The organism is Streptomyces pacificus (genome assembly GCF_011766325.1).
GTDB lineage: Bacteria > Actinomycetota > Actinomycetes > Streptomycetales > Streptomycetaceae > Streptomyces > Streptomyces pacificus.
Genome location: NZ_BLLG01000019.1, coordinates 37,927 through 61,385, shown reverse-complemented (window position 1 = coordinate 61,385; position 23,459 = coordinate 37,927). Strand labels below are relative to the sequence as shown.

Annotated in this window: 18 protein-coding genes; 9 read left to right on the top strand and 9 right to left on the bottom strand. The window is 71.1% G+C overall.

All coding sequences use genetic code 11. From position 1 onward, the window contains the following. Positions 1–12 precede the first annotated feature (12 nt). A complete protein-coding gene (locus SCWH03_RS23670; protein WP_173266331.1) occupies positions 13–879 on the top strand; it encodes an HAD family hydrolase in 867 nt (288 codons plus the stop codon). Positions 880–997: 118 nt separating this feature from the next. Here the strand turns inward: SCWH03_RS23670 and SCWH03_RS23665 are convergent, their stop codons facing one another. The 5 genes from SCWH03_RS23665 to hisC form a co-directional block, all read right to left on the bottom strand. After that, complete coding sequence (locus SCWH03_RS23665) at positions 998–2,050, bottom strand: M23 family metallopeptidase (protein WP_173266330.1); 1,053 nt, start codon at positions 2,048–2,050, stop codon at positions 998–1,000. Positions 2,051–2,488: 438 nt separating this feature from the next. Beyond that, a complete protein-coding gene (cydD, locus tag SCWH03_RS23660; RefSeq protein WP_254076970.1) occupies positions 2,489–6,190 on the bottom strand; it encodes a thiol reductant ABC exporter subunit CydD in 3,702 nt (1,233 codons plus the stop codon). Between the two features lie 42 nt (positions 6,191–6,232). Beyond that, entirely contained in the window at positions 6,233–7,234 is a 1,002-nt protein-coding gene (gene cydB / locus SCWH03_RS23655) for a cytochrome d ubiquinol oxidase subunit II (protein WP_173266328.1), read from the bottom strand. A 23-nt stretch (positions 7,235–7,257) separates the two neighbouring features. Next, positions 7,258–8,763: a cytochrome ubiquinol oxidase subunit I gene (locus tag SCWH03_RS23650; RefSeq protein ID WP_173266327.1), complete on the bottom strand. Its 1,506-nt coding sequence runs from the start codon at positions 8,761–8,763 to the stop codon at positions 7,258–7,260. Between the two features lie 667 nt (positions 8,764–9,430). Then, positions 9,431–10,510 carry a histidinol-phosphate transaminase gene (hisC, locus tag SCWH03_RS23645; protein ID WP_173266326.1) on the bottom strand — a complete coding sequence of 360 codons (1,080 nt, stop codon included), beginning with the start codon at positions 10,508–10,510 and terminating at the stop codon, positions 9,431–9,433. A gap of 458 nt (positions 10,511–10,968) precedes the next feature. Between hisC and SCWH03_RS23640 the strand changes: the two genes are divergently transcribed. The 3 genes from SCWH03_RS23640 to SCWH03_RS23630 all read left to right on the top strand — a co-directional run bounded on the left by SCWH03_RS23640 (position 10,969) and on the right by SCWH03_RS23630 (position 14,532). Then, positions 10,969–12,081 carry a LacI family DNA-binding transcriptional regulator gene (locus tag SCWH03_RS23640; protein ID WP_173266325.1) on the top strand — a complete coding sequence of 371 codons (1,113 nt, stop codon included), beginning with the start codon at positions 10,969–10,971 and terminating at the stop codon, positions 12,079–12,081. Between the two features lie 173 nt (positions 12,082–12,254). Beyond that, positions 12,255–13,568, top strand: a complete 1,314-nt coding sequence (locus SCWH03_RS23635; protein ID WP_254076969.1) for a metallophosphoesterase — start codon at positions 12,255–12,257, stop codon at positions 13,566–13,568. A gap of 151 nt (positions 13,569–13,719) precedes the next feature. Further along, on the top strand, positions 13,720–14,532 hold the full coding sequence (locus SCWH03_RS23630; protein WP_173266323.1) for a hypothetical protein: 813 nt from the start codon (positions 13,720–13,722) through the stop codon (positions 14,530–14,532). A gap of 107 nt (positions 14,533–14,639) precedes the next feature. Here SCWH03_RS23630 and thiC read toward each other — a convergent pair whose 3' ends face one another. Continuing rightward, complete coding sequence (gene thiC / locus SCWH03_RS23625; protein ID WP_173266322.1) at positions 14,640–16,427, bottom strand: phosphomethylpyrimidine synthase ThiC; 1,788 nt, start codon at positions 16,425–16,427, stop codon at positions 14,640–14,642. A gap of 200 nt (positions 16,428–16,627) precedes the next feature. On the opposite strand from thiC, the gene SCWH03_RS23620 reads away from it, so the two are divergent. Then, positions 16,628–17,995 carry a YibE/F family protein gene (locus SCWH03_RS23620; protein WP_173266321.1) on the top strand — a complete coding sequence of 456 codons (1,368 nt, stop codon included), beginning with the start codon at positions 16,628–16,630 and terminating at the stop codon, positions 17,993–17,995. A 43-nt stretch (positions 17,996–18,038) separates the two neighbouring features. Here SCWH03_RS23620 and SCWH03_RS23615 read toward each other — a convergent pair whose 3' ends face one another. The 3 genes from SCWH03_RS23615 to SCWH03_RS23605 all read right to left on the bottom strand — a co-directional run bounded on the left by SCWH03_RS23615 (position 18,039) and on the right by SCWH03_RS23605 (position 19,704). Next, positions 18,039–18,473, bottom strand: coding sequence for an SsgA family sporulation/cell division regulator (locus tag SCWH03_RS23615; RefSeq protein WP_173266320.1), 435 nt, complete (start codon positions 18,471–18,473; stop codon positions 18,039–18,041). 570 nt (positions 18,474–19,043) lie between these two features. Then, complete coding sequence (locus SCWH03_RS23610; protein ID WP_371872756.1) at positions 19,044–19,262, bottom strand: DUF5326 family protein; 219 nt, start codon at positions 19,260–19,262, stop codon at positions 19,044–19,046. A gap of 124 nt (positions 19,263–19,386) precedes the next feature. Then, the gene (locus tag SCWH03_RS23605; protein ID WP_173266319.1) at positions 19,387–19,704 is read right to left on the bottom strand and encodes a cupin domain-containing protein; all 318 of its coding nucleotides are present in this window, start codon (positions 19,702–19,704) and stop codon (positions 19,387–19,389) included. Between the two features lie 51 nt (positions 19,705–19,755). Between SCWH03_RS23605 and SCWH03_RS23600 the strand changes: the two genes are divergently transcribed. The 4 genes from SCWH03_RS23600 (at position 19,756) to SCWH03_RS23585 (ending at position 23,388) form a co-directional block, all read left to right on the top strand. Continuing rightward, on the top strand, positions 19,756–20,136 hold the full coding sequence (locus SCWH03_RS23600) for a phage holin family protein (protein ID WP_173266318.1): 381 nt from the start codon (positions 19,756–19,758) through the stop codon (positions 20,134–20,136). A gap of 357 nt (positions 20,137–20,493) precedes the next feature. Then, a complete protein-coding gene (locus SCWH03_RS23595; RefSeq protein ID WP_173266317.1) occupies positions 20,494–21,627 on the top strand; it encodes a cystathionine gamma-lyase in 1,134 nt (377 codons plus the stop codon). Positions 21,628–21,915: 288 nt separating this feature from the next. Continuing rightward, positions 21,916–22,812 (top strand): LysR family transcriptional regulator, encoded by an 897-nt coding sequence (locus SCWH03_RS23590; protein WP_173266316.1) that lies wholly within the window; start codon positions 21,916–21,918, stop codon positions 22,810–22,812. Between the two features lie 96 nt (positions 22,813–22,908). After that, the gene (locus SCWH03_RS23585; RefSeq protein ID WP_173266315.1) at positions 22,909–23,388 is read left to right on the top strand and encodes an NUDIX hydrolase; all 480 of its coding nucleotides are present in this window, start codon (positions 22,909–22,911) and stop codon (positions 23,386–23,388) included. Positions 23,389–23,459 lie beyond the last annotated feature (71 nt).

The following is a 23,459-nucleotide window of genomic DNA, read 5'->3' as shown; positions in this document are numbered from 1 at the left end:
GAGAATGCGTAGGTGACCCCAGCTACCGACCCCCTGCCGCTTCCCCCGACCGTCCGGCTGATCGCCACGGACCTCGACGGCACCCTGCTGCACGACGACAAGTCCGTCTCGGGGCGGACCGTGGCCGCACTCGCCGCCGCGGAGGAAGCGGGGATCGAGGTCTTCTTCGTCACGGGCCGCCCGGCGCGCTGGATGGACGTCGTCAGCGCTCATGTACACGGCCATGGGCTGGCGATCTGCGCCAACGGCGCGGCGGTGGTCGATCTGCACTCCGGCGGGAGGCTGCTGGAGGTCCGCCCCCTGCAGCGGAGCACCGCGCTCGACGTCGTACAGCGGCTGCGCGACGCGGCTCCGGGCACCTCGTTCGCCGTGGAGACCACCACGGGAATCCACTGCGAACCCGGCTACCCGCCGTTCCACCTCGATCCCGGCGCCACGGTCGCCCTCGCCGAGAAACTGCTGCACGAGGACGGGCCGGGGTCCTCGGCCCCGGTGCTGAAGCTGCTCGCCCAGCACGACGAGCTGACACCGGACGGTTTCCTCACCGTGGCGCGGACGGCCGCAGGGGAACTGGCCGCGATCACCCGCTCCAGCCCGACCGCGCTGCTGGAGGTGAGCGGGCCGGGAGTCTCCAAGGCCTCGACGCTCGCACTGTGCTGCGCGGAACGCGGTATCTCGTCGGACGAGGTCGTGGCCTTCGGTGATATGCCGAACGACGTGGAGATGCTCACCTGGGCGGGCACCTCGTTCGCCATGGGCAACGCCCATCCCGATGTGGTCGCCGCCGCGTCCGGCCGGACGTTGGCGAACAACGACGACGGTGTCGCGGTGGTGATCGAGCGGATTCTGGCCGCAGACGGATCCCGGCCGCGGTCGTAGGATCACGGTCTCGGTACCGGCGCCGCGGTGCGCCGGTGAGCGGTGCCGCGGGTCACGGAGCGGCGGCGCACCGCTCAGGGGCCACAGGTCACAGGTCGATCGGTCACAGGTCGATCGGTCAGAGCCAGACTCCCCGGTTCCGCAGCCAGCTCACCGGATCCACCGCCGAGCCGAAGTCCGGGGTGAGCCGCACCTCGAAGTGGAGATGGGGACCGGTCGAGTTGCCCGTGGTGCCGGCCTGGCCGAGCCACTGCCCGGTGCGGACCCTGTCGCCCTGGTCCACCGTGACCGAGGCGAGGTGCGCGTACTGCGAGTACCAGCCGTCGTTGTGCTGGACGACGACCTGCATGCCGAAGCCTCCTCCGCAGGAGACGGACACCACCCGGCCGGCTCCGATCGAGCGCACCGGGCTGCCGATCCCGACGGCGAAGTCCTGCCCGGTGTGGCGGTTCGCCCAGCGGGTTCCGGCGCTGTCGAAGCCCGCCGACAGCGTGTAGCGCTGCACGGGCGTCACCCAGGCGGAGCCCTCCGGAAAGTCCGTCTGCGGCAGCGGGACCGAACCTGAGCACTGCCCGGAAGCCGCGCTCCGGTCCGCCTGCGCCTGCAGCGACCACCGCGCCGCGTCGAGCTTGGTCTCGATGCCCCGTTTGATCTGCGCCAGCTCCGCCGTCCGGGCATCCAGGCGGTACCAGGCCTCGCGGGCCTTCTCCTCCGCCACGGATGTCAGGTGCTCGGCTTCCCCGGCCTCCTCCAGCAACCGGTTCACCGTCGCCGTGGCCTTGGCGTAGAGCCGCTGCCCGCGCAGCAGCTCCTCGGGGTCGGAGGCGAACATCAGCTCCAGGGTGGGTGCCAGGTTCCCCCCGCTGCGGTACTGGGCCCTGGCTACCGCACCGAGCTTGTCGTGCATCCTCCGCATCTCGCGCCGCCTGTCGGCGAGCTGCCACTGCAACTGGTCGAGCCGGGCTCGCTCGGCCACCGACGCCTGCAGCCCGCGCTGGTACGTGACCGTGGCCTTGGACACCTCTTCGAGCAGCTGGGCGACCTGCACGCTCACTTCGGGGCCGTCGTTCGCGGATGCGGCGGGCGCGGGAAGCAGCGGGGAGGCGACCAGCAGCGCCCCCAGCAAGGGCCTGAACAGCCGTCGGTGGCAGTCTCGTTGTCGGTGTCCCATGCCCGGATGGTCACATCCGCCATGGGGCCTTTGCCACATTTCGCCTGATCCATACGGCCATCCGGCCCAGTCGGCGCGGTTCCCCCCACCACACGACCCTCGTGCAACGGGCCGGGAAGCACCGCCTCTCCCTGCTCGGCGGGGGCCGCCACCGGCTTCTGACGGAACGTCGACCGCAGGGCGCCTGCCCTCCCTCCTCCGCGACTTCGTGCCGTTTTGTGAATCCTGGAGTGTCCTGGGCCGTCTTGGGGCCGCCTTGTTCCGCCCTCGGCCATCTCGGGCCGTCCCGCACAGCCTCGCCCCGCCGTGCCGGGGGCCGGGGGCCCGGCGAAGGCGACTCCGGCCGACCCGGGGGCCGTGCGGTGTCTCGGCGCCGGGGGCACCGGCAGTCCGGGGCCGCGCTGCTCGGGCGCTCATGGTCTTGAGGGCGCTCGGATCCTACGCGGTGGGGAGAGCGGGCCCCCTGTACCGCTCTCCGAGGAGGTCGGCGGCACGCTCCCGCTCCAGCATGAGGCGCAGCGGACCCTCCGCCGCGGCCAGCTCCGCATAGGACCCGCGCTGCACGGTGCAGCCCCCGTCCAGCACCAGCACCTCGTCGACCGCCTCGAGGCCCCGGAGCCGATGGGTGATCAGAACCGTCGTACGTCCTTCGGTCGCGGCAAGCAGGTCCGTTGTCAGCGCGTCGGCCGTGGCGAGATCCAGATGCTCGGCAGGCTCGTCGAGCAGCAGAACGGGGAAGTCGGCGAGCAGTGCGCGGGCCAGCGCCAGACGCTGGCGCTGACCGCCGGAGAGCCGGGCACCGTGCTCACCGACGAGGGTGTCGAGCCCGTCAGGGAGACCGTCGACCCACTCCAGCAGCCGGGCGGAGGCCAGGGCCGCGCGCAGTTCCCCCTCGGTGGCACCGGTCCGGGCCAGACGCAGGTTCTCCCTGATCGAACTGTCGAAGAGATGGGCGTCCTGGGCACAGAGTCCGACGCGGCTGCGGACGGTGTCCCCGTCGAGCGCGGTCGCATCCGTCCCGCCGATCGTGTACGTCCCGGCCCGGAGGTCGAGGAAGCGCAGCAGAACCTGGGCGAGTGTGGTCTTGCCGGAGCCCGAGGCGCCGACGACGGCGACGCGCCGGCCGGCGGTGAGCGTCAGGTCGAACCCCGAGAGCGCGTCCTGGCGCCCGCCGGCATGGCGAGCCGTGAGCCCCCGGACCTCCAGGGGGAAGGGGGAGGCGGGCGCGGGGACGGGTTGCGGGGGCTCGCTGACCGGCACCGGGGCGTCGAGCACCTCGAAGACCCGCAGGGCACTGCGCCTTGCCCGCTGCCGGTACCGCACCGCCGAGGGCAGTCCCATGACGGCCTCGAAGGCGGCGAGCGGTGTGAGGACGACGACGGCGAGTTCGACTCCCCCGATCCGGCCGGAGTGCACGGCGGCGACGCCCGCGTACGCCGCGAAGGCCACGGTGAGACCGCAGGCCACGGCCGACAGTCCCCCGCCGAGCGCAGTGGCGGAGGCAGCACGCGCGGCGATCCGCGTCAGGGTGCGGTCGGCCTCCCGTGCTTTCGCCGTCCGCCGGGGGAGCGCCCCGGTGACGGTCAGTTCCGCGGCGCCCCTGAGCAGGTCGACGACCTGGGTGGCGAGCGCGCCGCGGGCCGGGGCGAGCCGCCGCTCGGACCGCCGTGCGACCGCCCCGCTCAGCAGGGGTACGACCACCCCGGCCGCGAGCAGTCCCACCGCCAGACCGGCTCCCGCCTCGGGCAGCAGCCACATGGTGAAGCCGACCGATGCGGCCCCGACGACGAGAGCCGCGCCGGCCGGCAGCAGCCAGCGCAGCCAGTAGTCCTGGAGTGCGTCCACGTCGGCGACGAGCCGGGACAGCAGATCGCCCCGGCGGGTGCGGCTCAGCCCGGCGGGCGCGATCCGCTCCAGCCGGCGGTACACGCCCACTCTCAACTCGGCCAGCATCCTCAGCACGGCGTCGTGGGAGACGAGCCGCTCGGCGTAGCGGAACACCGCCCGCCCGATCCCGAATGCCCGCGTCGCCGTGACGGCCACCATCAGATAGAGCACCGGCGGCTGCTCCGAGGCCCGGGAGATCAGCCATCCCGACACCGCCATAAGGCCCACGGCGGATCCCAGGGCCAGGCTCCCGAGCAGCAGCGCCGTCACCAGACGGCCGCGGTTCGCGCCGGCCGCCCCGCGCACCCGCGCAAGCACCCGCACGTCCGCCCGGTCGGTCGCCCCCGCGGAGGTCCGGTGCACGGAACCGGTGACGCAGCCCTTGGTGGAACCGGTCGTGGAACCCGTCGTGGAACCCGTCGTGGAGCTGGTCGTGGAGCCGGTCGTGGAGCCGGTCGTGGAGCACTCTCGGTCATGCGAGGGTGCTCGGTCATGCGAGGGCTCGGCGGACGGGATGGCGGCCGGAGCCCGGACGTCGCCGTCGGGCGAGGCCGGGGGCCAGGGGGTTTCCGCACCGTGGTCAGCCTGCCGGGCCGAACCCAGTTCGACCACGCGGTCGGCCACGGTCAGCAGTGCGGGCCGGTGGACGACGAGCAGTACCGTCCTGCCGCGTGCCAGCCTCCGTACCGCGTCCGCGATGCCCGCCTCGGTCTCCCCGTCCAGCGCCGCGGTGGGCTCGTCGAGCAGCAGCAGCGGCCGGTCGGCGAGGAAGGCCCGGGCGAGCGCGATCCGCTGGCGCTGGCCCGCGGACAGCCCTGCCCCGTCCTCACCGAGGACCGTGTCCACCCCCTGCGGCAGCGCGGCCGTGAAGTCCTCCGCACCGGCCTCCCGGAGTGCCGCCAGGACCTCCGCCTCATCCGCGTCCTGCCGGGCGAGCCGTACGTTCTCCGCGACCGTCCCCGCGAAGAGGTACGGCCGCTGCGGTACCCAGGCGATCTGCCGGTGCCAGGCCGCCCGGTCCACGGAGGTCAGGTCCACCGGCCCCTGCCCCGGGGCGCCCACCCGGACCGCGCCCTCGTCCGGTGCCACGAAGCCCAGCACGGCATCGAGCAGCGTCGACTTGCCGACGCCGCTCGGGCCGACCAGCGCGACGGTCTCACCGTGCTCCACCGTCAGTGACACGGCGTCCAGCGAGGGTGCGGCCCGGCCCCCGTGCCGCACCGTCACGGAGTCCAGTTCCAGCCGCAGTCCCCGGGCGCCGGGCGCCGGCGCCGTGCCACCGGCCCGGACCGGGGTCTCCAGCACCCGGAACATCTCCTCCGCCGCCGCCAGCCCCTCCGCGGCGGCGTGGTACTGCGCCCCGACCTGCCGCAGCGGCAGATAGGCCTCGGGGGCCAGAATGAGCACGACGAGCCCGGTGTGGAGATCCAGATCCCCGTGCACGAGCCGCATGCCGATGCCGACCGCCACCAGGGCCACGGAGAGCGTCGACAGCAGTTCCAGGGCGAAGGACGAGAGGAACGCGATCCTCAGGGTCCTCAGCGTCGCCCGCCGGTACTCCGAGGTGATCTTCCGAATCGCCTCGGCCTGGGCCTTCGCCCGGCCGAACACCTTGAGCGTCGGCAGCCCGGCGACCACGTCCAGAAAGTGTCCGGACAGCCGGGAAAGCAGGGTCCACTGACGGTTCATCCGGGCTTCCGTAGCCCAGCCGATCAGCACCATGAAGATCGGGATCAGCGGCAGGGTGACCACGATCACCGCCGCGGAGACCCAGTCCTCGGTGACGATCCGGGCCAGCACCGCGACCGGGACGACCACCGCCAGCCCCAGCTGCGGCAGATAGCGGGCGAAGTAGTCGTCGAGCGCGTCCACCCCGCGAGTGGCGAGGGCGGCCAGGGAACCACTCCGCTGTCCGCTCAGCCACCCCGGCCCCAGCTCCCCGACCCGTTCCAGCACCCGCCGGCGCAGCTCCGACTTGACCGCCGCACTCGCCCGGTGGGCGGCCAGTTCGGTGAGCCAGGTCACCAGCCCGCGCCCGGCGGCGACGACGGCCAGCAGCGCCAGCGGCGTCCACAGTTCGTCGGCGCCCAGACCGCGCTGGAAGGCGCCGACCACCACGTCGGCGATCAGCATCGCCTGGGCCACGACCAGCGCAGCCCCGGCAAGGCCGAGTGCTACCACGGTCGCCAGGAAGAGGCGGGTGGCCCGGGCGTACCGAAGCAGGCGCGGGTCGACGGGTTTCACGTGAAACATCCCTTGGTCGAGGAACCGGGTGGTCCCGATGGGGCTCCGGCCTCAGTGCGGGTCGGCGATGTGCTGCGTGCCGATCCGCTTCCGGAACACCCAGTAGGTCCAGCCCTGGTACAGCAGCACCATGGGCGTCGCGATCCCGGCGCACCAGGTCATGATCTTCAGGGTGTAGGGGCTCGAGGACGCGTTGGTCACCGTCAGGCTCCACGCCTCGTCGAGCGACGACGGCATCACGTTCGGGAAGAGGGTCAGGAACAGCATCGCCACCGCCGCCACGATCGTGACGCCCGAGAGGGCGAACGCCCAGCCCTCGCGCCCTGCCCGGTTCGCTCCGAGCGCGGCGACCAGCGCCACCACCGCGACGGTCGCGGCTACCAGGCTGGCGCCGTCGCCCTTCTCGGCCTGCGTCCAGCCCAGGAAGCCGAGTGCCAGCACGGCCGTGACCACGCCGAGGCTCCGGGCGAGCCTTCTGGCCCGCTCCCTGATGTCCCCGACGGTCTTCAGCGCCGTGAACACCGTGCCATGGAAGGTGAAGAGCGCCAGGGTCACCAGACCACCCAGGATCGCGTACGGGTTCAGCAGGTCCCAGAACGTGCCGACGTACTCCATCTCCTGGTCGATCTTCACGCCGCGCACGATGTTCCCGAAGGCCACGCCCCACAGGAACGCCGGTATGAGCGAGGTCCAGAAGATGGCCTGCTCCCAGTTGCGCTGCCAGCGCTCCTCAGGTCGCTTGGCCCGGTACTCGAACGCGACACCGCGCACGATCAGGCAGACCAGGATGAGCAGCAGCGGCAGATAGAAGCCCGAGAACAGCGTGGCGTACCACTCGGGAAAGGCGGCGAACGTCGCACCGCCCGCCGTCAGCAGCCACACCTCGTTGCCGTCCCAGACCGGGCCTATCGTGTTGATGAGGACGCGCTTCTCGGCCCGGTCGCGGGCGAGCAGCTTCGTCAGGACACCCACCCCGAAGTCGAAGCCCTCCAGGAAGAAGTAGCCGGTCCACAGGACGGCGATGAGTACGAACCAGACGTCGTGGAGTTCCATGCCTCAGATCCCAGTCCTCGGTCTCAGTACGAGAAGGCCATCGGCCGGTCGGCGTCACGCTCGTCGCCGCCGATCTTGGTGGGTGGATTGAGGTCGGCCTCGGTGAGCTCGGGAGGCCCGGCCTTGACGTACGTGACCAGCAGCTTGACCTCGATGACGGCGAGGATCGCGTAGATGAGCGTGAAGACGATCATCGACGTGAGCACCTCGCCCTGGGTGACACCGGGGGAGACGGCATCCCGGGTGCGCAGGACGCCGTACACGACCCAGGGCTGACGCCCCATCTCCGTGAAGATCCAGCCCCAGGAGTTGGCGATCAACGGGAAGCCGAGCGTCCAGACGGCCGTGAGCCAGTACAGCCGGGTGGGCCTCGGCCCGAGCGGCTTCCGGAACAGCACCACATGGGGTACGTCGTCCTCGCCGGCCCTCGACGCCGGCGGCAGCATGAACTTCTTCCGGGTCAGCCAGAGCCCGGCCAGGCCGACGGCGAACGACGCCATGCCGAAACCGATCATCCAGCGGAAGCCCCAGTAGGTGACCGGGATGTTGGGCCGGTAGTCGCCCGGGCCGTACTTCTCCTGCTCCGCCTTGTTGGTGTCGTTGATACCCGGCACATGGGACGTGAAGTCGTCGTTCGCCAGGAAGGACAGCAGGCCCGGGATCTCTATGGCGACCTTGTTGTGGCCCTTGTCCACGTCGCCGTAGGCGAACAGGGAGAAGGGCGCCGGGCTCTCGCCGTCCCAGAGCGCCTCGGCCGCGGCCATCTTCATCGGCTGCTGCCTAAACATGACCTTGCCCAGCAGATCGCCGCTGACCGCCGTCAGCAGGCCGGCGACGGCGATCGTCACCAGGCCCAGGCGCAGTGAGCTCTTCATCACCTGGACGTGCTTCTTGCGCAGCAGGTGGAAGGCAGCGATGCCGACCATGAAGGCCCCTCCGGTGAGGAAGGCGCCGGAGAGCGTGTGGAAGACCTGGGTGAGGGCCGTGTCCTGGGTCAGCACAAGCCAGAAGTCGGTGAGTTCCGCCCGTCCGTTCTCCGGGTTGATCCGGTACCCCACGGGGTGCTGCATCCAGGAGTTGGCCGCCAGGATGAAGTAGGAGGACAGGATGGTGCCGAGGGCGACCATCCATATACAGGCGAGGTGGATCTTCTTGGGGAGCTTGTCCCAGCCGAAGATCCACAGCCCGATGAAGGTGGACTCGAAGAAGAACGCGATCAGCGCCTCGAAGGCGAGCGGGGCACCGAACACGTCTCCGACGAAGCGCGAGTAGTCGGACCAGTTCATGCCGAACTGGAACTCCTGCACGATGCCGGTGACGACACCCATGGCGATGTTGATCAGGAAGAGCTTCCCCCAGAACTTGGTCGCCCTGAGGTACTTCTCCTTGCCGGTGCGCACCCACGCCGTCTGCAGCCCCGCAGTCAGCGCCGCCAGGGAGATCGTCAGGGGGACGAAGAGGAAGTGGTAGACGGTGGTGATGCCGAACTGCCAGCGGGCCAGTGTCTCTGGCGCCAGGGCTAGGTCCACGTCGTCTCTCCTTGCATGGCCTCGGGTCGCATCGGCGCTCTCGTCGTATGCGTCACGGCGGGCGCGGCGCGGTTCCCGGAACCGCGCCACAGCCCACGCTTGTGAACGCGTTCACATTCACAAGCAATTATGAGCCATCCGAAATCCGCACATGCGGGCGGGGGTGCCCCAAGGAGATACCGACCGGTCGGCATGCCGTCCCGGCCGTGCGACCACTCGGCCGACGGCCGCGGTATGCGGAGGGACCCGCGGCACGGGAGACCCGCCGTACCCGGCCCGCTGAGCGTCTCACCTCGGCGTTCTCCGCAGCGCTCCGCTCGGCGTTCGGCCGGACCTCCATCGGGCGCGGCGCCCTCGAAGGGGCCGTCGCTCCTCCGCCGCGGGCGACCCGCGGTGCTCCGGGCGGGGGAGCGGCTTCACGCTCCCCCCGCCGACGCGATGCCCGGACCGCTGGATCCGGCCTGCCGGCCCCGATTCGGACGCCCGGCAGATGGCGAAATCCGCCACCCTCGGATTGCGGACCGGGGCCCGGCACGGGGCAGCGGACAGGGCGGCAGGCGGGCAGAGCAGACGGGCAGAGCAGGCGGGCAGGGACAAGGGGCAGAGCGGCAGCGGCAGCCGGGCGTGGGCCGGGACCGGGAGGGTCGCCGCCGCTCCGCCCCGCGCCCTACCGGCCGCGGCGGAACGCCTCGGCCGCGTGCAGGAACACGTCGTTCGCCTCGTACTCGCCGATGGTGACCCGCACCCCTTCGCCCGGGAACGGCCGCACCACCACACCCGCAGCCTCGCAGGCGGCCGCGAACTCGGCCGCCCGCTCCCCCAGCCGCAGCCATACGAAGTTCGCCTCTGTCGGCGGCACCGTCCAGCCCTGCTTCCGCAGCGCCCCGCACACCCGCGTCCGCTCCGCGACCAGCGCGCCGACCCTGCCGAGCAGTTCGTCCTCCGCCCGCAGCGACGCCACCGCCGCGTCCTGGGCGACCTGGCTGACGCCGAACGGTACCGCCGTCTTGCGCAGCGCGGCGGCCACGGGCTCGTGGGCCACGGCGAACCCGATCCTGAGCCCGGCCAGGCCATAGGCCTTGGAGAAGGTGCGCAGCACCGCGACGTTCGGGCGGGCGCGGTAGATCTCCAGGCCGTCCGGCACCCCGGGGTCCCGGATGAACTCGCGGTACGCCTCGTCCAGGACCACCAGCACATCAGAGGGCACACGGTCGAGGAACCGCTCCAGCTCCTGCCGGTGCACCACCGTGCCGGTGGGGTTGTTCGGATTGCAGACGAAGACCAGCCGGGTGCGGTCGGTGACGGCGTCCGCCATGGCGTCCAGGTCGTGCACGTCCTCGGAGGTCAACGCCACGGGAACGGAGGTGGCACCGCTGATCCGGGTGATGATCGGGTATGCCTCGAAGGACCGCCAGGGGTAGACGACCTCGTCGCCGGGGCCCGACGTGATCTGCAGCAGCTGCTGGGCGACGCCCACCGAGCCGGTGCCCGTCGCCAGGTGCGTCACCGGCACCCCGAAGCGGTCGGCGAGTTCGTTCATCAGTCCGGTGCAGGCCATGTCCGGGTACCGGTTGAAGTCTCCCGCGGCGGCGACGGCGGTCTCCATCACCCCGGGCAGCGGCGGATAGGGGTTCTCGTTGGAGGAGAGCTTGAACGCGACCGGCCCGCCGGCAGCGGCGGGCCTGCCGGGCCTGTATGTGGGAATGCCGTCCAGTTCGGCGCGCAGCTTGGGGCTCGTCTCGCTCACCGCAGGTCCTCCTCGACCGTCGTGCGTCTGGGTTCGCCAATGCTGCTCACCTTATGAGGATTCCCTTCTCCTGCGAATGGGGGAGCGAGCGGGGCCCGGAGCCGGGCCTTGGGCGGGCACGGTCAGACAGCGGACCGTGCGCGACCGGGAGGGTGCCGGGGTTCACCGGGATCAGCGGGTGCCCGGGCCGAGGCGATGGAGAGCGCATACCGGATTGCCGCGCGCCGGTGGCTCACTCCGTGGCGCGCATCCCTCGTAGTGGTGAGTTGAGACCGCTTCGATACCTGAGCCATTCGGCAGGTCCGCACCGGTCGAGAGCCCCAAGACCAGCACAACCACCCTCAACTGCCTTGCATTGCAAGGCTATTGGCCATACATGGCCGTGCAGAAACGTGCCTTCCCATGCCGGTATATCCGACCGGCTGCACCGACCCGCCTCGCCCTACTATCGGCCTGCCATGACAGCAGCAGGGAAGCACCAGGTGAGCCGGACGGAGACATCACGCCGGGGCAATCGGCAGGGCCGGGCGGGCATCCGCGACGTCGCGGCCGCGGCCGGTGTCTCCATCACGACCGTCTCGGACGCGCTGAACGGAAAGGGCCGGCTCCCGGACGCCACCCGCCGCCATGTCCGCGAGGTCGCCGACCGGCTGGGCTACCGCCCTTCGGCCGCGGCCCGCACGCTCCGTACCGGCAAGTCCGGCCTCATCGGCCTCACGGTCACGACATACGGGGACGAACCCTTCACCTTCACGGAGTTCGCGTACTTCGCGGAGATGGCCCGCGCCGCCACCTCCGCCGCGCTGGCCCGCGGATACGCGCTGGTCATCCTCCCCGCCACCTCACGCCATGACGTCTGGTCCAATGTCGCGCTCGACGGCACCGTCGTGATCGACCCGTCGGACCACGACCCCGTGGTCACCGAACTCGTCCGCCAGGGCCTGCCCGTCGTCTCCGACGGCCGCCCCGCAGGCACCCTTCCCGTCACCGCCTGGGTCGACAACGACCACGAGGCCGCCGTCCTCGAGCTGCTCGACCATCTGGCGGCCGGCGGCGCACGACGGATCGGCCTGCTCACCGGCACCACCACGGACACCTACACGCGGCTCTCCACCACGGCCTATCTCGACTGGTGCGAACGGGTGGGTCAGGATCCGGTCTACGAGGCGTACCCCGCCCACGACCCGTGCGCCGGCGCGGTCGCCGCCGACCGGCTGCTCGCCCGGCCCGACCGGCCCGACGCGGTGTACGGGCTCTTCGACCCCAACGGCACGGACCTGCTGGCCGCCGCCCGCCGGTACGGGCTGCGCGTGCCCGACGATCTGCTGCTGGTCTGCTGCAGCGAGTCCACCGTGTACGCGAACACGGACCCGTCGATCACCACGCTCTCGCTCAAGCCGCGGCGCATCGGCACGGCCGTGGTCCAGCTGCTGATCGACGCCATCGAGGGAGCGGACGGCGGGCGCCCGGTGGAGCAGGTGATACCGACCGAACTCATCGTCCGGGCGTCGTCGCAGCGGAGTTCTCCCCGTACGACGGTAAGCGCCCCGCGATCCCCTTCCCGGAAGTGAGAGCCGTCCCGCAGAACCAGTGCAATCAGGGCGAAACGACCAGTGAACCGCGGCAGTACCCGGATTCAGCACCCCTGGTGCGTCACAGAGCACGATCCGCATTCCTATGATGGGCGCACGACACCGAGGACCGTCCCCGACCAGGCCGGTCCGGCGGTGAGGGCGGCGCGACGGTGGTGGAGGGGTCGATGACTCAGGGGGCAGGTCAGGGACCCGTGGTGCGCACGGCGACATCGCGCGACTTCCGCGTCCCGCCGTACGCACAGGTTCCGGTGCAGTCGGAATGCTCCTCCCGGGAGTACGCGCTCGCGCACCCGGAGGACTCAGTACCCCGGCCGATTCCGCTGCGGTCCGGGGAATCCGCCCCGCAACCGGCACCCGCGGACCGGGCGGACGACCCACACCGGGCGGACGACCCGGCCCCTGCGGCCCGGGCAGCCGATGGAGAGGCCGGCGCCCCCGGGACGGCCCCGCACCGGGCCGAGGACGCCGTGCCGGGGGCCCCCGAGGACCCCGAGGACCCGCAGGTCCACCCCGGCGATGCCGTCCCGGACGACGAACCGCCCGAGGGCTACACCCCCACCGAGCGCGACCTGCCGGTGCTCGACCGCGACGGCACCGTCCGGGTGGCCGCCGCCGATCGGCAACCCGCCCCGGAGGGCCCCGGTCCGCTCTATGTGGTGGGGGACGTGCACGGCTACCTGGACGAACTCGTCGCCGCGCTCACCACCGAGGGGCTGATCGACTCCGAAGGCCACTGGTCCGCGGGCAACGCCCGGCTGTGGTTCCTGGGCGACTTCACCGACCGCGGACCGGACGGGATCGGCGTCATCGACCTCGTCATGCGGCTCTCGGCCGAGGCCGCTGCGGCCGGCGGCTACTGCAAGGCCCTGATGGGCAATCACGAGCTGCTGCTCATCGGTGCCAGGCGCTTCGGGGACACGCCCGTCAACTCGGGCGCGGGCACTGCCACCTTCCAGGCGGCATGGCTGCTCAACGGAGGCCAGAAGAACGATATGGACCGCCTCCAGGACGTCCATCTGCAGTGGATGTCCCGGCTCGACGCGGTGGTGGAGGAGGACGGGCATCTGCTGATGCACTCCGACACGACCGCCTACCTCGACTACGGCACCACGATCGAGGACGTCAACGACACGGTCCACGAGATCATCAACCGCAACGACGCTGACGAGTGCTGGGACCTCTTCCGGAAGTTCACCAAGCGCTTCGCCTTCCGGGACGACAACGGCCCCAAGGCCGTGAGGGAGCTGCTCGCCGCCTACGGCGGGGGCCGGATCGTCCATGGCCACAGCCCCATCCCCTACCTGCTAGGCGAGGTCGGCGCCGAGGACGCGGACGGTGAGGGGAAGGCCGAGCCGCTGGTGGAAGGCCCGCATGTGTACGCGGACGGCCTGGCCGTCGCCATGGACGGCGGAGTGACCATGGCCGGAAAGCTACTGGTCGCCCCCCTCCCACTGCAGGCTTGAAGCCATCCTGGCGGCCGATTTCGAGAACCCCTGCCACGCCGTGGCGTAACCGCTCTACCATCGGCCTATCCGTGGCAGGCTCTCCTCCGTTTCCGCCAAGCTGCCGCATCCCCATGGGCAAACCGGCCCTACGGAGCATCGGGGGACACACATGAACAGCGCTCCGCACCTGCACTCCGAGGACCGCGCCGAGTATGAGCGCGTCCTCAACGACGTGCTGCGCACCGCGCACAACCGTCCAGAACTCGACGGGATCGGCCGGCGGCTCACCGCCGAACAACTGCGCACGATGGCGCTGAAGGCCACCTCGCACATCACCGGCGCCGCCGCGGCCGAGTACGGCCACTATGTGACGGCCCGCCAGGAGGCACGTGCATCGGCGGGCGGGCCCGGGGGCGGCCCCGGCCCCGCGGCCGGCGCCCCCTCGGAGACGGGCGCCGGCTTCGCCGCCGTAATCACCGTCCTTGCACCGGTGCTCGCCGGCACCGCCGCGCTGATCCTCCTGCTCGTCGGCTACGTCCTGAAGGCCGTCAGCCCCGACGCCGCATTCGCCGAGACCTTGTTGACGGCGGGCTGGTTCTTCGGTGCGCTGACGGCCGCAGGGCTCCTCGCCGCCGCGATCGGCCTGCTGGTCACCGCGCTTCGGAACAGGGCGACCCAGGTACCCGCCGAGGACGCCACCGGCGAACTGCCCGACGAGGTGGCGCGCGCCAAAGAAGCCTGGCGGCACGCCCTCCTCGAACGCGGCGTCCTCCCGTTCCTGCGAGCCGCCCTGGCGGATCCCGGCGCCGATCCGGCCTCCCACACCCCGCCCCGCGCGGTGAACCGCATCCCCAAGGTGGGCTACAGCGGACCCGACTTCTCAAGTCCGAGCGACGGCGGCCCGACCGGGCCCCGCCCGACGTTCACCAGCCCGGACTTCACCAGCCCCGACTTCGGGCCGCCGGAGAACCGGCCCGAATAGCCCGCACGCGCCTGCCTCCGCGGACCGGGGCCCCGGGGCCCCGGGGCGTCGGGGCGGCGGAACCGGTCCGCGACCGCACGGGATCCCGGGCCGCTTCCGCTGCCCGGTCAGTCCGCCAGCGGAAGGTACACCCGGTTGCCCGAGGCGGCGAACTCCCTGGACTTCTGCAGCATGCCCTCGGCGATCTCCTGGTCCGAGGCCGCCGGCTCGTCACCGCCGAACTGCTCGCTGATGCTTCTGCTGATCTTCATCGAGCAGAACTTGGGACCGCACATGGAGCAGAAGTGCGCGGTCTTCGCCGGCTCGGCCGGCAACGTCTCGTCATGGAACTCCCGTGCCGTGTCGGGGTCCAGGGCGAGGTTGAACTGGTCCTCCCAGCGGAACTCGAAGCGCGCGTCCGAGAGCGCGTCGTCCCACTCCTGTGCGCCGGGGTGCCCCTTGGCGAGGTCCGCGGCATGCGCCGCGATCTTGTACGTGATGACGCCCGTCTTGACGTCGTCCCGGTTCGGCAGGCCCAGGTGCTCCTTGGGCGTGACGTAGCAGAGCATGGCCGTGCCCCACCAGGCGATCATCGCCGCGCCGATTCCGGAGGTGATGTGGTCGTAGGCGGGCGCCACATCGGTGGTCAGGGGTCCGAGCGTGTAGAACGGGGCCTCCTCGCAGATCTCCTGCTGGAGGTCGATGTTCTCCTTGATCTTGTGCATCGGGACGTGCCCCGGGCCCTCGATCATGGTCTGCACCTGGTGCCGCTTGGCGATCGTGTGGAGTTCGCCGAGCGTTCTCAACTCGGCGAACTGCGCCTCGTCGTTGGCGTCGGCGATGGAGCCGGGCCGCAGCCCGTCGCCGAGCGAGTAGGTGACGTCGTACGCCGCGAGGATCTCGCAGAGCTCATCGAAGTTCTCGTACAGGAACGACTCCTTGTGGTGCGCGAGGCACCAGGCGGCCATGATCGAGCCGCCGCGGGAGACGATGCCGGTCTTGCGGCGGGCGGTGAGCGGCACATAGCGCAACAGCACACCGGCGTGGACCGTCATGTAGTCGACGCCCTGTTCCGCCTGCTCGATCACGGTGTCCTTGTAGATCTCCCAGGTCAGCTCCTCGGCCCGGCCGTCGACCTTCTCGAGCGCCTGGTAGAGCGGGACGGTGCCGATCGGCACGGGGGAGTTGCGCAGCACCCACTCGCGCGTGGTGTGGATGTTGCGGCCGGTGGACAGGTCCATGACCGTGTCCGCTCCCCACCGTGTCGCCCAGGTCATCTTCTCCACCTCCTCCTCGATCGAGGAGGTCACGGCGGAGTTGCCGATGTTGGCGTTGACCTTCACCAGGAACCGCTTACCGATGATCATCGGCTCGGTCTCGGGGTGGTTCACGTTGGCGGGCAGGACGGCCCGGCCCGCGGCGATCTCTTCGCGGACGGCCTCGGGGGAGACGTTCTCCCTGATCGCCACGAACTCCATCTCCGGTGTGACCTCACCGCGCCGGGCGTAGGCGAGCTGTGTCACCGCCTGCCCTCCGCGTCCCCGGCGGGGCTGACGCGGGCGGCCCGGGAAGACCGCGTCGAGGTTGCGCAGACCGCCGCGCGGGGAGGTGTGCCTGACCCCGTCGTCCTCGGGCCGCACCGGCCGGCCCGCGTACTCCTCGGTGTCACCCCGTCCGATGATCCAGTTCTCACGCAGCGGAGCCAGCCCGCGGCGCACATCCGTCTCGGCACCCGGATCGGTGTACGGGCCGGACGTGTCGTAGAGCGTCACGTCCCGGCCGTTGGTGAGGTGGACCCTGCGGACCGGCACCCGGATGTCGGGGCGGGAGCCCTCGACGTATCCCTTGTGCCAGCCGGCGGACTTCCCCGCCCCCGGCGATCCGGAGGCAGGCGTGCGCGTGTCCGATGTGGTCATGTGACCTACTCCCTACGCCGGCATTACCCGGTAACAGGTTCGGCGGTCGGCGCAGCTGTCCCGTACGGCCGTTACGGCCGGTCAGCGCCCTCTCAGCCCGGTGCTCCGAGCTCCCGCGTGTGCAAAGGTGAGACACCACGCTAGCGCCCCGTCTGGCGTGCTGACCAGTGGGCCCCATCCGTTGTTGCGATGATCTGTGTGTGACTTCCTCCCAGCAGACGCCGGACCCGGACGCCCGCAAGGGCGGTCCGCCGCGCTCCCCCGGCCATGCCCCCGGCCATGCTCATGCGCATGCCCATGGGCCCGCCGCCCCCGTCTCACAGCATCTGAGACGGGTCATCGCGGCGGTCCTCATCCCGTTCGCGGCCGCGGTGGTGGTCGGCCTCGTCGTTCTCTGGCCCGGCGGCGCACCGGAGCACGAGCGCACGGGAGTCGGTTTCGACCGGCAGACCGAGCAGGCCCGGGTGGTGCAGGTGCAGGAGGTCGACTGCGCCGAGGTGAACGCCGGACAGGTACCTCCGACGGGTGACACCTCGACCCCCGAGGGGCGGGAGGCGGTCAACTCCCAGCAGGGAAAGTGCAAGAAGGCGACCGTGGAGGTCACCTCCGGAAAGGACGAGGGCCGTACGTTCGTCGAGATCGTCCAGCCGGACGCCTCCCGCCAGCTGGCGGAGGGCCAAGGCGTGGTGGTGGCGTACGCGCCCGACGCGCCGCGCGATCTCCAGTACTCGGTGAGCGATGTCGACCGGGACCTGCCGATGATGCTGCTCGCCGGCATCTTCGCGCTCGTGGTCGTGCTGGTCGGGCGGTTCCGCGGAGTGATGGCGCTGATCGCTCTGTGCCTGAGTTTCGCCGTGCTGACCCTGTTCATCCTCCCCGCGATCCTGCAGGGCTCGAACCCGCTGATCGTGGCCGTGGTCGGGGCGAGCGCGATCATGCTGATCGCGCTGTACCTCTGCCACGGCCTGAACGCCCGCACGTCGGTCGCCGTCCTCGGGACGCTGATCTCACTGCTGCTGATCGGGCTGCTCGGCTCGGTGTTCATCGGCTGGGCGTTTCTGACCGGCAACACCGACGACAACACCGGTCTGATCCACGGCCTGTACCCGAGCATCGACATGTCCGGCCTGCTGCTTGCGGGCGTCATCATCGGCTCGCTCGGCGTACTCGACGACGTCACGGTGACCCAGACCTCGGCGGTCTGGGAACTGCACCAGGCGGATCCGGCGATGGGACCGCGCGCTCTCTACACAGCGGGTATCCGGATCGGCCGCGACCACATCGCCTCGGTGGTCAACACACTCGTACTGGCCTATGCCGGGGCGGCGTTGCCGCTGCTCCTGCTGTTCTCCGTCGCGGACTCCGGGGTGGGCATGGTGGCGACCAGCGAACTGGTGGCGGAGGAGATCGTCCGGACGCTCATCGGGTCCATCGGCCTGGTGGCTTCGGTTCCGGTGACGACGGCGCTGGCCGCTCTGGTCGTCTCGGCCGACCGGCCCGGCGGGACGGTGACCGGTGTGGCCGCCGGAGCGGTGCGCAGCAGGGGGCGCCGTCGGCGTGCGAAATAGGTTCGCGCCCGGTTGCGTCGGATGATCGGCCGGCGGTGGACGGTCAGCCGGCGGCCTCCTCCGCGAGGATGCGGCCCAGCGCGGCTTCCAGACTGCCCTCGAAGTCGCCGAGCGTACGCTCCTGCCCCAGCGGAACCAGCTTGTCGGTCCGGTCGAGAAAGGCCACCAGGGGCGCGGCGCCGACCCGGAACAGCGCCCGGTCGAAACCGACCTGGAGCCGGATGCGGACGTCGGACAGCCCCTCGGGATCGGTCGGGGCGATGTGCACATCGCCGTCGCCGCTGGGGCCGTTGATTCCGTCCAGCAGCAACTCCCGGCCGAACACCCAGGTCACAGGGGCGTCACCGGGCAGGTGGAACGTCATCCGCACCGCATAGGGATCTCTCGTCTCATAGGTGAGCTGCACCGGGATCCGGAAGGAGAGGTCCTCGGAGACCAGGAAGCTCATCAAAACCTCTGCCTGAACCGACTCGCGCATCGTGTGAACTCCGCAGTGGATGAGACACCTTGTGAGAACGGCCGGGAATATACGCCCGAGCCCACCCGCCATCGTGCTGTAAGTGACCAGTAGATCACAAGGAGTAGTTTTTCCGATACTGATAGAGAAGGTGAATGGGCTGAGCATGCTGCCCACGCCACTGCGTAGTTGTTCGACCGCAGGGACCAGACGGTCTTCCCGGTGCGGCGGGAGGCAGAGCGCCGCTGCGCCGGCGGTGCATCCCACGGTGACGGGAACCGCCCCGTCGGCCGTTCCCAGGGCGGATTCCCGGCGCTCGGCGACCGGCTGCGTCCGCCCCATCGAACGGTGCCGGACCCGGAAGCCGTCCGGCGCATCGCACGAACGGGCTGTGCGCGGTGACCGTCGGCACGGGAGCGACCGGGTGCGCCGGAGGACCGCCACCGCAGTGTCGGCCTGGCGGCAGTCCGGACGGGCCCCGGGGAGCACCTGCGCCATTCCCCCCGCACGAGCTCACAGGCGTACCCGCGCGCGGTACGCGGGCAGGAACCCCGGTCAGGTAGGTCAGGTCAGGTCAGGTCAGGTGCGGGACTACCAGTCGCCCTTGGAGGACGACGCACTCGTGAACTTCCGCACGACGTAGATCAGCCCGCCCACGATCGCCACGAAGAGCAGGACCTTGAAGAGCAGCCAGACCACGAAGCCGATGACACTCGCGATCATCCCCCCGAAGACGACGAGGGCGATCAGCGGGATGGCGATCCACTTCACCCACCACGGCATCCCCGTCAACATCTCGCGCACCGCCATCGTCCTACCTCGCTTCTGTGAGTTGTCCCACCCTCGATGCTAGAGGCGCCAGGGCGGTCCGCGGGGCGCCTGCGTCCCCCGAAAGCCCCTGAGCCGTCCCCTAGGGACAACCGGCGTCGACCGGTCAGCCCTCGGGCGGGGAGAACACGACCAGCACCCGCAGATCTTCGCTGATGTGGTGGAATTTGTGGGCCGCACCCGCGGGGACGTAGACGACGCTGCCCCGACCCACCTGGGTCGTCTCCGTGCCCACGGTGATCGAGGCCCGGCCGCTGACCACGAAGTAGATCTCGTCCTGTCCGTGCGGTTGCTGCGGGTCCGCCTCCCCCGCGTTCAGCGCGTACAGCCCGACGGACATGTTCCGCTCACGCAGGAACTGCAGATACGCGCCGTCGTTGGCGGCGCGCTCCGCCTCGAGTTCGTCCAACCGGAATGCCTTCATCGTCCGTCCGCCCCTGCCATCGGTCCCCTCACGTCTGCCACGATCAGACACATGATGAATTTCCTCGTCAAGACGCTCGCGAACGCCGGGGCACTCGCCGTGGCCATCTGGCTGCTCCAGGACATCACGCTCACCGGCGACAGCACCGCGAAGAAGACCGCCACTCTCCTCATCGTGGCCCTGCTCTTCGGCCTCGTGAACTTCTTCGTGAAGCCTATAGTCCAGCTGCTGACGCTTCCCCTCTTCATCCTCACGCTCGGCCTGATCACGCTGGCGGTCAACGCGTTGATGCTGCTGCTGACCTCGTGGCTGGCCGGCGTCCTCGATCTGGAATTCCACGTGGAGGGCTTCTGGACGGCCGTGCTCGGCGGGCTGATCGTCTCGATCGTGTCGTGGGCGCTGAACGTGGTGCTCCCGGACGGCAGGGACTGAACGGATGATGCCCTCTCCTCCGGCTGCCCCGCCTCTGCCGGCGGCATCCCCCGGTCGCCTACGGGGGAGACCGTGCTCCCGGCCCGTGGGGAGCGGCGCCTTGGCGCGGGCCTCCGGGCCGGGCCCGGTGACCGCTTTCTACGAGGGCCGTCCGCGCGGGCCTGCGCCGATCACACCGACCTCGGCGGACGCGCGGCTGCCGCGCCTGTACGACCCGACGGCCGGCGACCAATCCCGGCATCACCGGCCCGTACCACGGCAGCGGGACGAACGGGGGCGAGGAGTACCCGGCATGGTGGAGACCGCGAGCGGGAGACCGCCCGCCGCGGTGCGCGACGCGGTGGAGGAGAAGGCGGCATGAGCACGGGTGAGGGCACCAGGGCCGTACGGGCCGGTCTGCCGAAGGCGCACAAGCACGAGCCGGCCCTGCCCGGGCCTGCGTTCGCCGCCCATTACCACCTGCCCGGTGAACCGACGGGCCCGTACACCTACGGGCGCGACTCCAACCCCACCTGGACCCTGCTGGAGCGGGCCATCGGGGAGCTGGAGGCACCGGGAGACGCGGAGGCCGAGACCGTCGTCCTCGCCTCGGGTATGGCCGCCGTCACGGCCGTCCTGCTGTCCCAGGTGGCTGCAGGCGACGCGGTGGTGCTCCCGGACGACGGCTACCAGGCCCTGCCGCTGGTACGGGAGCGGCTGGAGGAGTACGGGGTCGAGGTGCGCACCGCGCCCACCGGCGGCGGCGCCCAGCTCTCCGTGCTGGACGGTGCGAAGCTGCTGTGGATCGAGACACCCTCCAACCCGGGCCTCGACGTGTGCGACGTACGGCGGCTCGCGGACGCCGCGCACGCCCGCGGCGCCCTGGTCGCGGTGGACAACACGCTCGCCACCCCGCTCGGCCAGCGCCCGCTGGCACTCGGCGCGGACTTCGCGGTCGCCAGCGCCACCAAGGGCCTGACGGGCCACGGCGATCTGCTGCTCGGGTACGTGGTGTGCCGGGACAGCGAACTCGCCGCGCCGGTCCGGCAGTGGCGCAAGGTCGTGGGCGCCGTCCCGGGCCCGATGGAGGCGTGGCTGGCCCATCGCTCGCTGGCCACCCTCCAGCTGCGATCCGACCGCCAGTGCGCCACCGCGCTCGCGCTGGCACGGGCGCTGGCCGGCCGCGCGGAGGTCACCGGACTGCGCTACCCGGGGCTGCCCGAGGATCCCGCGCACACGATCGCCTCCCGGCAGATGCGCCGCTTCGGCTCGGTGGTCTCCTTCGAGCTGCCCGGCCGTGACCACGCCGAGCGCTTCCTCGCGCAGACACGGCTCGTCGACGACGCCACCAGCTTCGGCGGCGTACGCTCCAGCGCCGAGCGCAGGGGCCGTTGGGGCGGCGACGCCGTGGCGGAGGGATTCATCCGCTTCTCGGCGGGCGTGGAGGACACGGAGGACCTCGTCGCGGACGTGCTCCGGGCACTGGACGCCGCAGCGGCGCGAAGCGCGTGACCGGGCGGCGGGTGCTGGGGCAGGCGCTGCGCCTGGCGCGGCCGCTGCCCCGGCCGCGGGTCCCGCGGGCGTGAGGGATGGTCCGAGCCTCCCCCCTCATGGTTCGGACCGTCCCCCTTCCGCAGGCGGTCGCCCCGTCCGGCGGCACATGGCACCACGCACACTCCGCGCGCAGCGCCGCGTGCGGTGCGCCCGGAGCGGAAACCGCTCGCACAAGGCTAGTTGACTGTGCGTCAGTGTCCAATCACGGAAGAGACAGTGGCCTATCGACTTATTTATGGTTGGACGATGGATCTGGCCCTGCTGCGCACGTTCGTCACGGTGCACCGGGCCGGCTCGTTCACCCGTGCAGCCGCGCTCCTCGGTCTCTCCCAGCCCACGGTGACCAGCCAGATCAGGACCCTGGAAAGGCAGTTGGGACGGCCGCTCTTCCTCCGTCAGGCCCGCGGAGTCAGCCCCACGACCGCCGGTGACGAACTGGCCCATCGAGCCGCTCCCCACCTGGACGCGCTGGTGGAGATCGTGGAGGAGGGGCTGGAGCCGGAGTCCGGGGTGCGCACCCTCCATCTCGCAGGACCGCCCGAGTTCACCTCGGCCAGGGTGCTGCCCGCGCTGGCCGCCCTGGTCCCGCAGGGACTGGCGCTGCGGACGTCGTTCGCGGGCAACGCCGAGGAGGTCCTCGAGGGCCTGGCGGCCGGGCACCACGACCTCGCGGTGACCACGGCCCGGCCCCGCGGCGGGCTGCTCGCCTCGACCCCGCTCTGGGACGAGGAGCACGTCCTGGTCGCCTCGCCCGGCCTGGCGGTCCGGCTGGACGACGGGGCACTCCTTCGCAAGGGAGCCGTCGTGCTGGAGCAGCTGCCGGTGGTCGAGGTCCATGAGTCCCTGCCGTTCGTCTCCCGCTACTGGTCCTCGGTGTTCGACAGCCGCCCGCCCGCCGTGGCCGCCGTCATCGCGCCCGACCTTCGGGCCGCGCGGGAAGCGGCGGCGGCCGGCGCCGGGCTCGCCGTGCTGCCCCGCTATCTGTGCCAGGACGTGCTGGAGCGCGGCCGGCTGGTGGCACTGCTGGAACCGCCTGTCCCACCCCTGCGCACATACTTCCTGGCCGTCCGTACCGGCACCCTCTCACTGACCCACCTCGCGCGTGCGCACGAGCAGCTGCTACGCGCCGCTGCCGCCTGGTGACGGCAGGGAGCGGCACGTGAACTCGCCGAGGCGGGCGCTGGGGCAAGCACGAAGGCGGGGCGTTTCAGAACGGATGCCCTGGGCCACTCTCTGACCATGACCGAACGGCCAGTGGTCAAGCGCACCGCACGCGCCATTCTGCTCGACGGCGACGACCTCGTCCTGATCAAGCGCACCAAGCCCGGCATGGATCCGTACTGGGTCACTCCCGGTGGCGGGGTCGAGCCCGGGGACACGACCGTCGCCGAAGCCCTCCACCGTGAAGTGGACGAGGAACTGGGCGCCAGAATCGTCGATGTGGTGCCCTGCTTCGTGGACACCGTCGAGCACATCGTGGACGGCGGTGCCTCGGGGGTGAAGGTGCAGCACTTCTTCGTCTGCCGGCTGGCGGCCATGGACGAGTCCCGGCGGCACGGTCCCGAGGTGGAGGAACCCTGCGGCGAGTACGAGATCGTCCGGGTGCCCTTCAGCCGCGTCGGCATCGCCGCGGTGCATCTCGTCCCGCTCTCCCTGCGGCACTACCTGGACGGAAACATCGAGGGGCTCCGGGCGATGCACGCACCCGACCTGGGCTGAGCGGGTCCCTCGATCCGTGCTCCGCCCCCTCGTCCGACGCCGGCGTCCGCCCCGCCGGACGGGTTGCAAGC

Excerpts from the sequence above, each read along its gene's own strand:
- SCWH03_RS23665 (WP_173266330.1), bottom strand. The coding sequence starts at position 2,050 with ATGGGACACCGACAACGAGACTGCCACCGACGGCTGTTCAGGCCCTTG.
- cydD (WP_254076970.1), bottom strand. The coding sequence starts at position 6,190 with ATGTTTCACGTGAAACCCGTCGACCCGCGCCTGCTTCGGTACGCCCGG.
- cydB (WP_173266328.1), bottom strand. The coding sequence starts at position 7,234 with ATGGAACTCCACGACGTCTGGTTCGTACTCATCGCCGTCCTGTGGACC.
- SCWH03_RS23640 (WP_173266325.1), top strand. The coding sequence starts at position 10,969 with ATGACAGCAGCAGGGAAGCACCAGGTGAGCCGGACGGAGACATCACGC.
- SCWH03_RS23630 (WP_173266323.1), top strand. The coding sequence starts at position 13,720 with ATGAACAGCGCTCCGCACCTGCACTCCGAGGACCGCGCCGAGTATGAG.
- thiC (WP_173266322.1), bottom strand. The coding sequence starts at position 16,427 with ATGACCACATCGGACACGCGCACGCCTGCCTCCGGATCGCCGGGGGCG.
- SCWH03_RS23615 (WP_173266320.1), bottom strand. The coding sequence starts at position 18,473 with ATGCGCGAGTCGGTTCAGGCAGAGGTTTTGATGAGCTTCCTGGTCTCC.
- SCWH03_RS23610 (WP_371872756.1), bottom strand. The coding sequence starts at position 19,262 with ATGGCGGTGCGCGAGATGTTGACGGGGATGCCGTGGTGGGTGAAGTGG.
- SCWH03_RS23605 (WP_173266319.1), bottom strand. The coding sequence starts at position 19,704 with ATGAAGGCATTCCGGTTGGACGAACTCGAGGCGGAGCGCGCCGCCAAC.
- SCWH03_RS23600 (WP_173266318.1), top strand. The coding sequence starts at position 19,756 with ATGATGAATTTCCTCGTCAAGACGCTCGCGAACGCCGGGGCACTCGCC.
- SCWH03_RS23595 (WP_173266317.1), top strand. The coding sequence starts at position 20,494 with ATGAGCACGGGTGAGGGCACCAGGGCCGTACGGGCCGGTCTGCCGAAG.
- SCWH03_RS23590 (WP_173266316.1), top strand. The coding sequence starts at position 21,916 with ATGGATCTGGCCCTGCTGCGCACGTTCGTCACGGTGCACCGGGCCGGC.
- SCWH03_RS23585 (WP_173266315.1), top strand. The coding sequence starts at position 22,909 with ATGACCGAACGGCCAGTGGTCAAGCGCACCGCACGCGCCATTCTGCTC.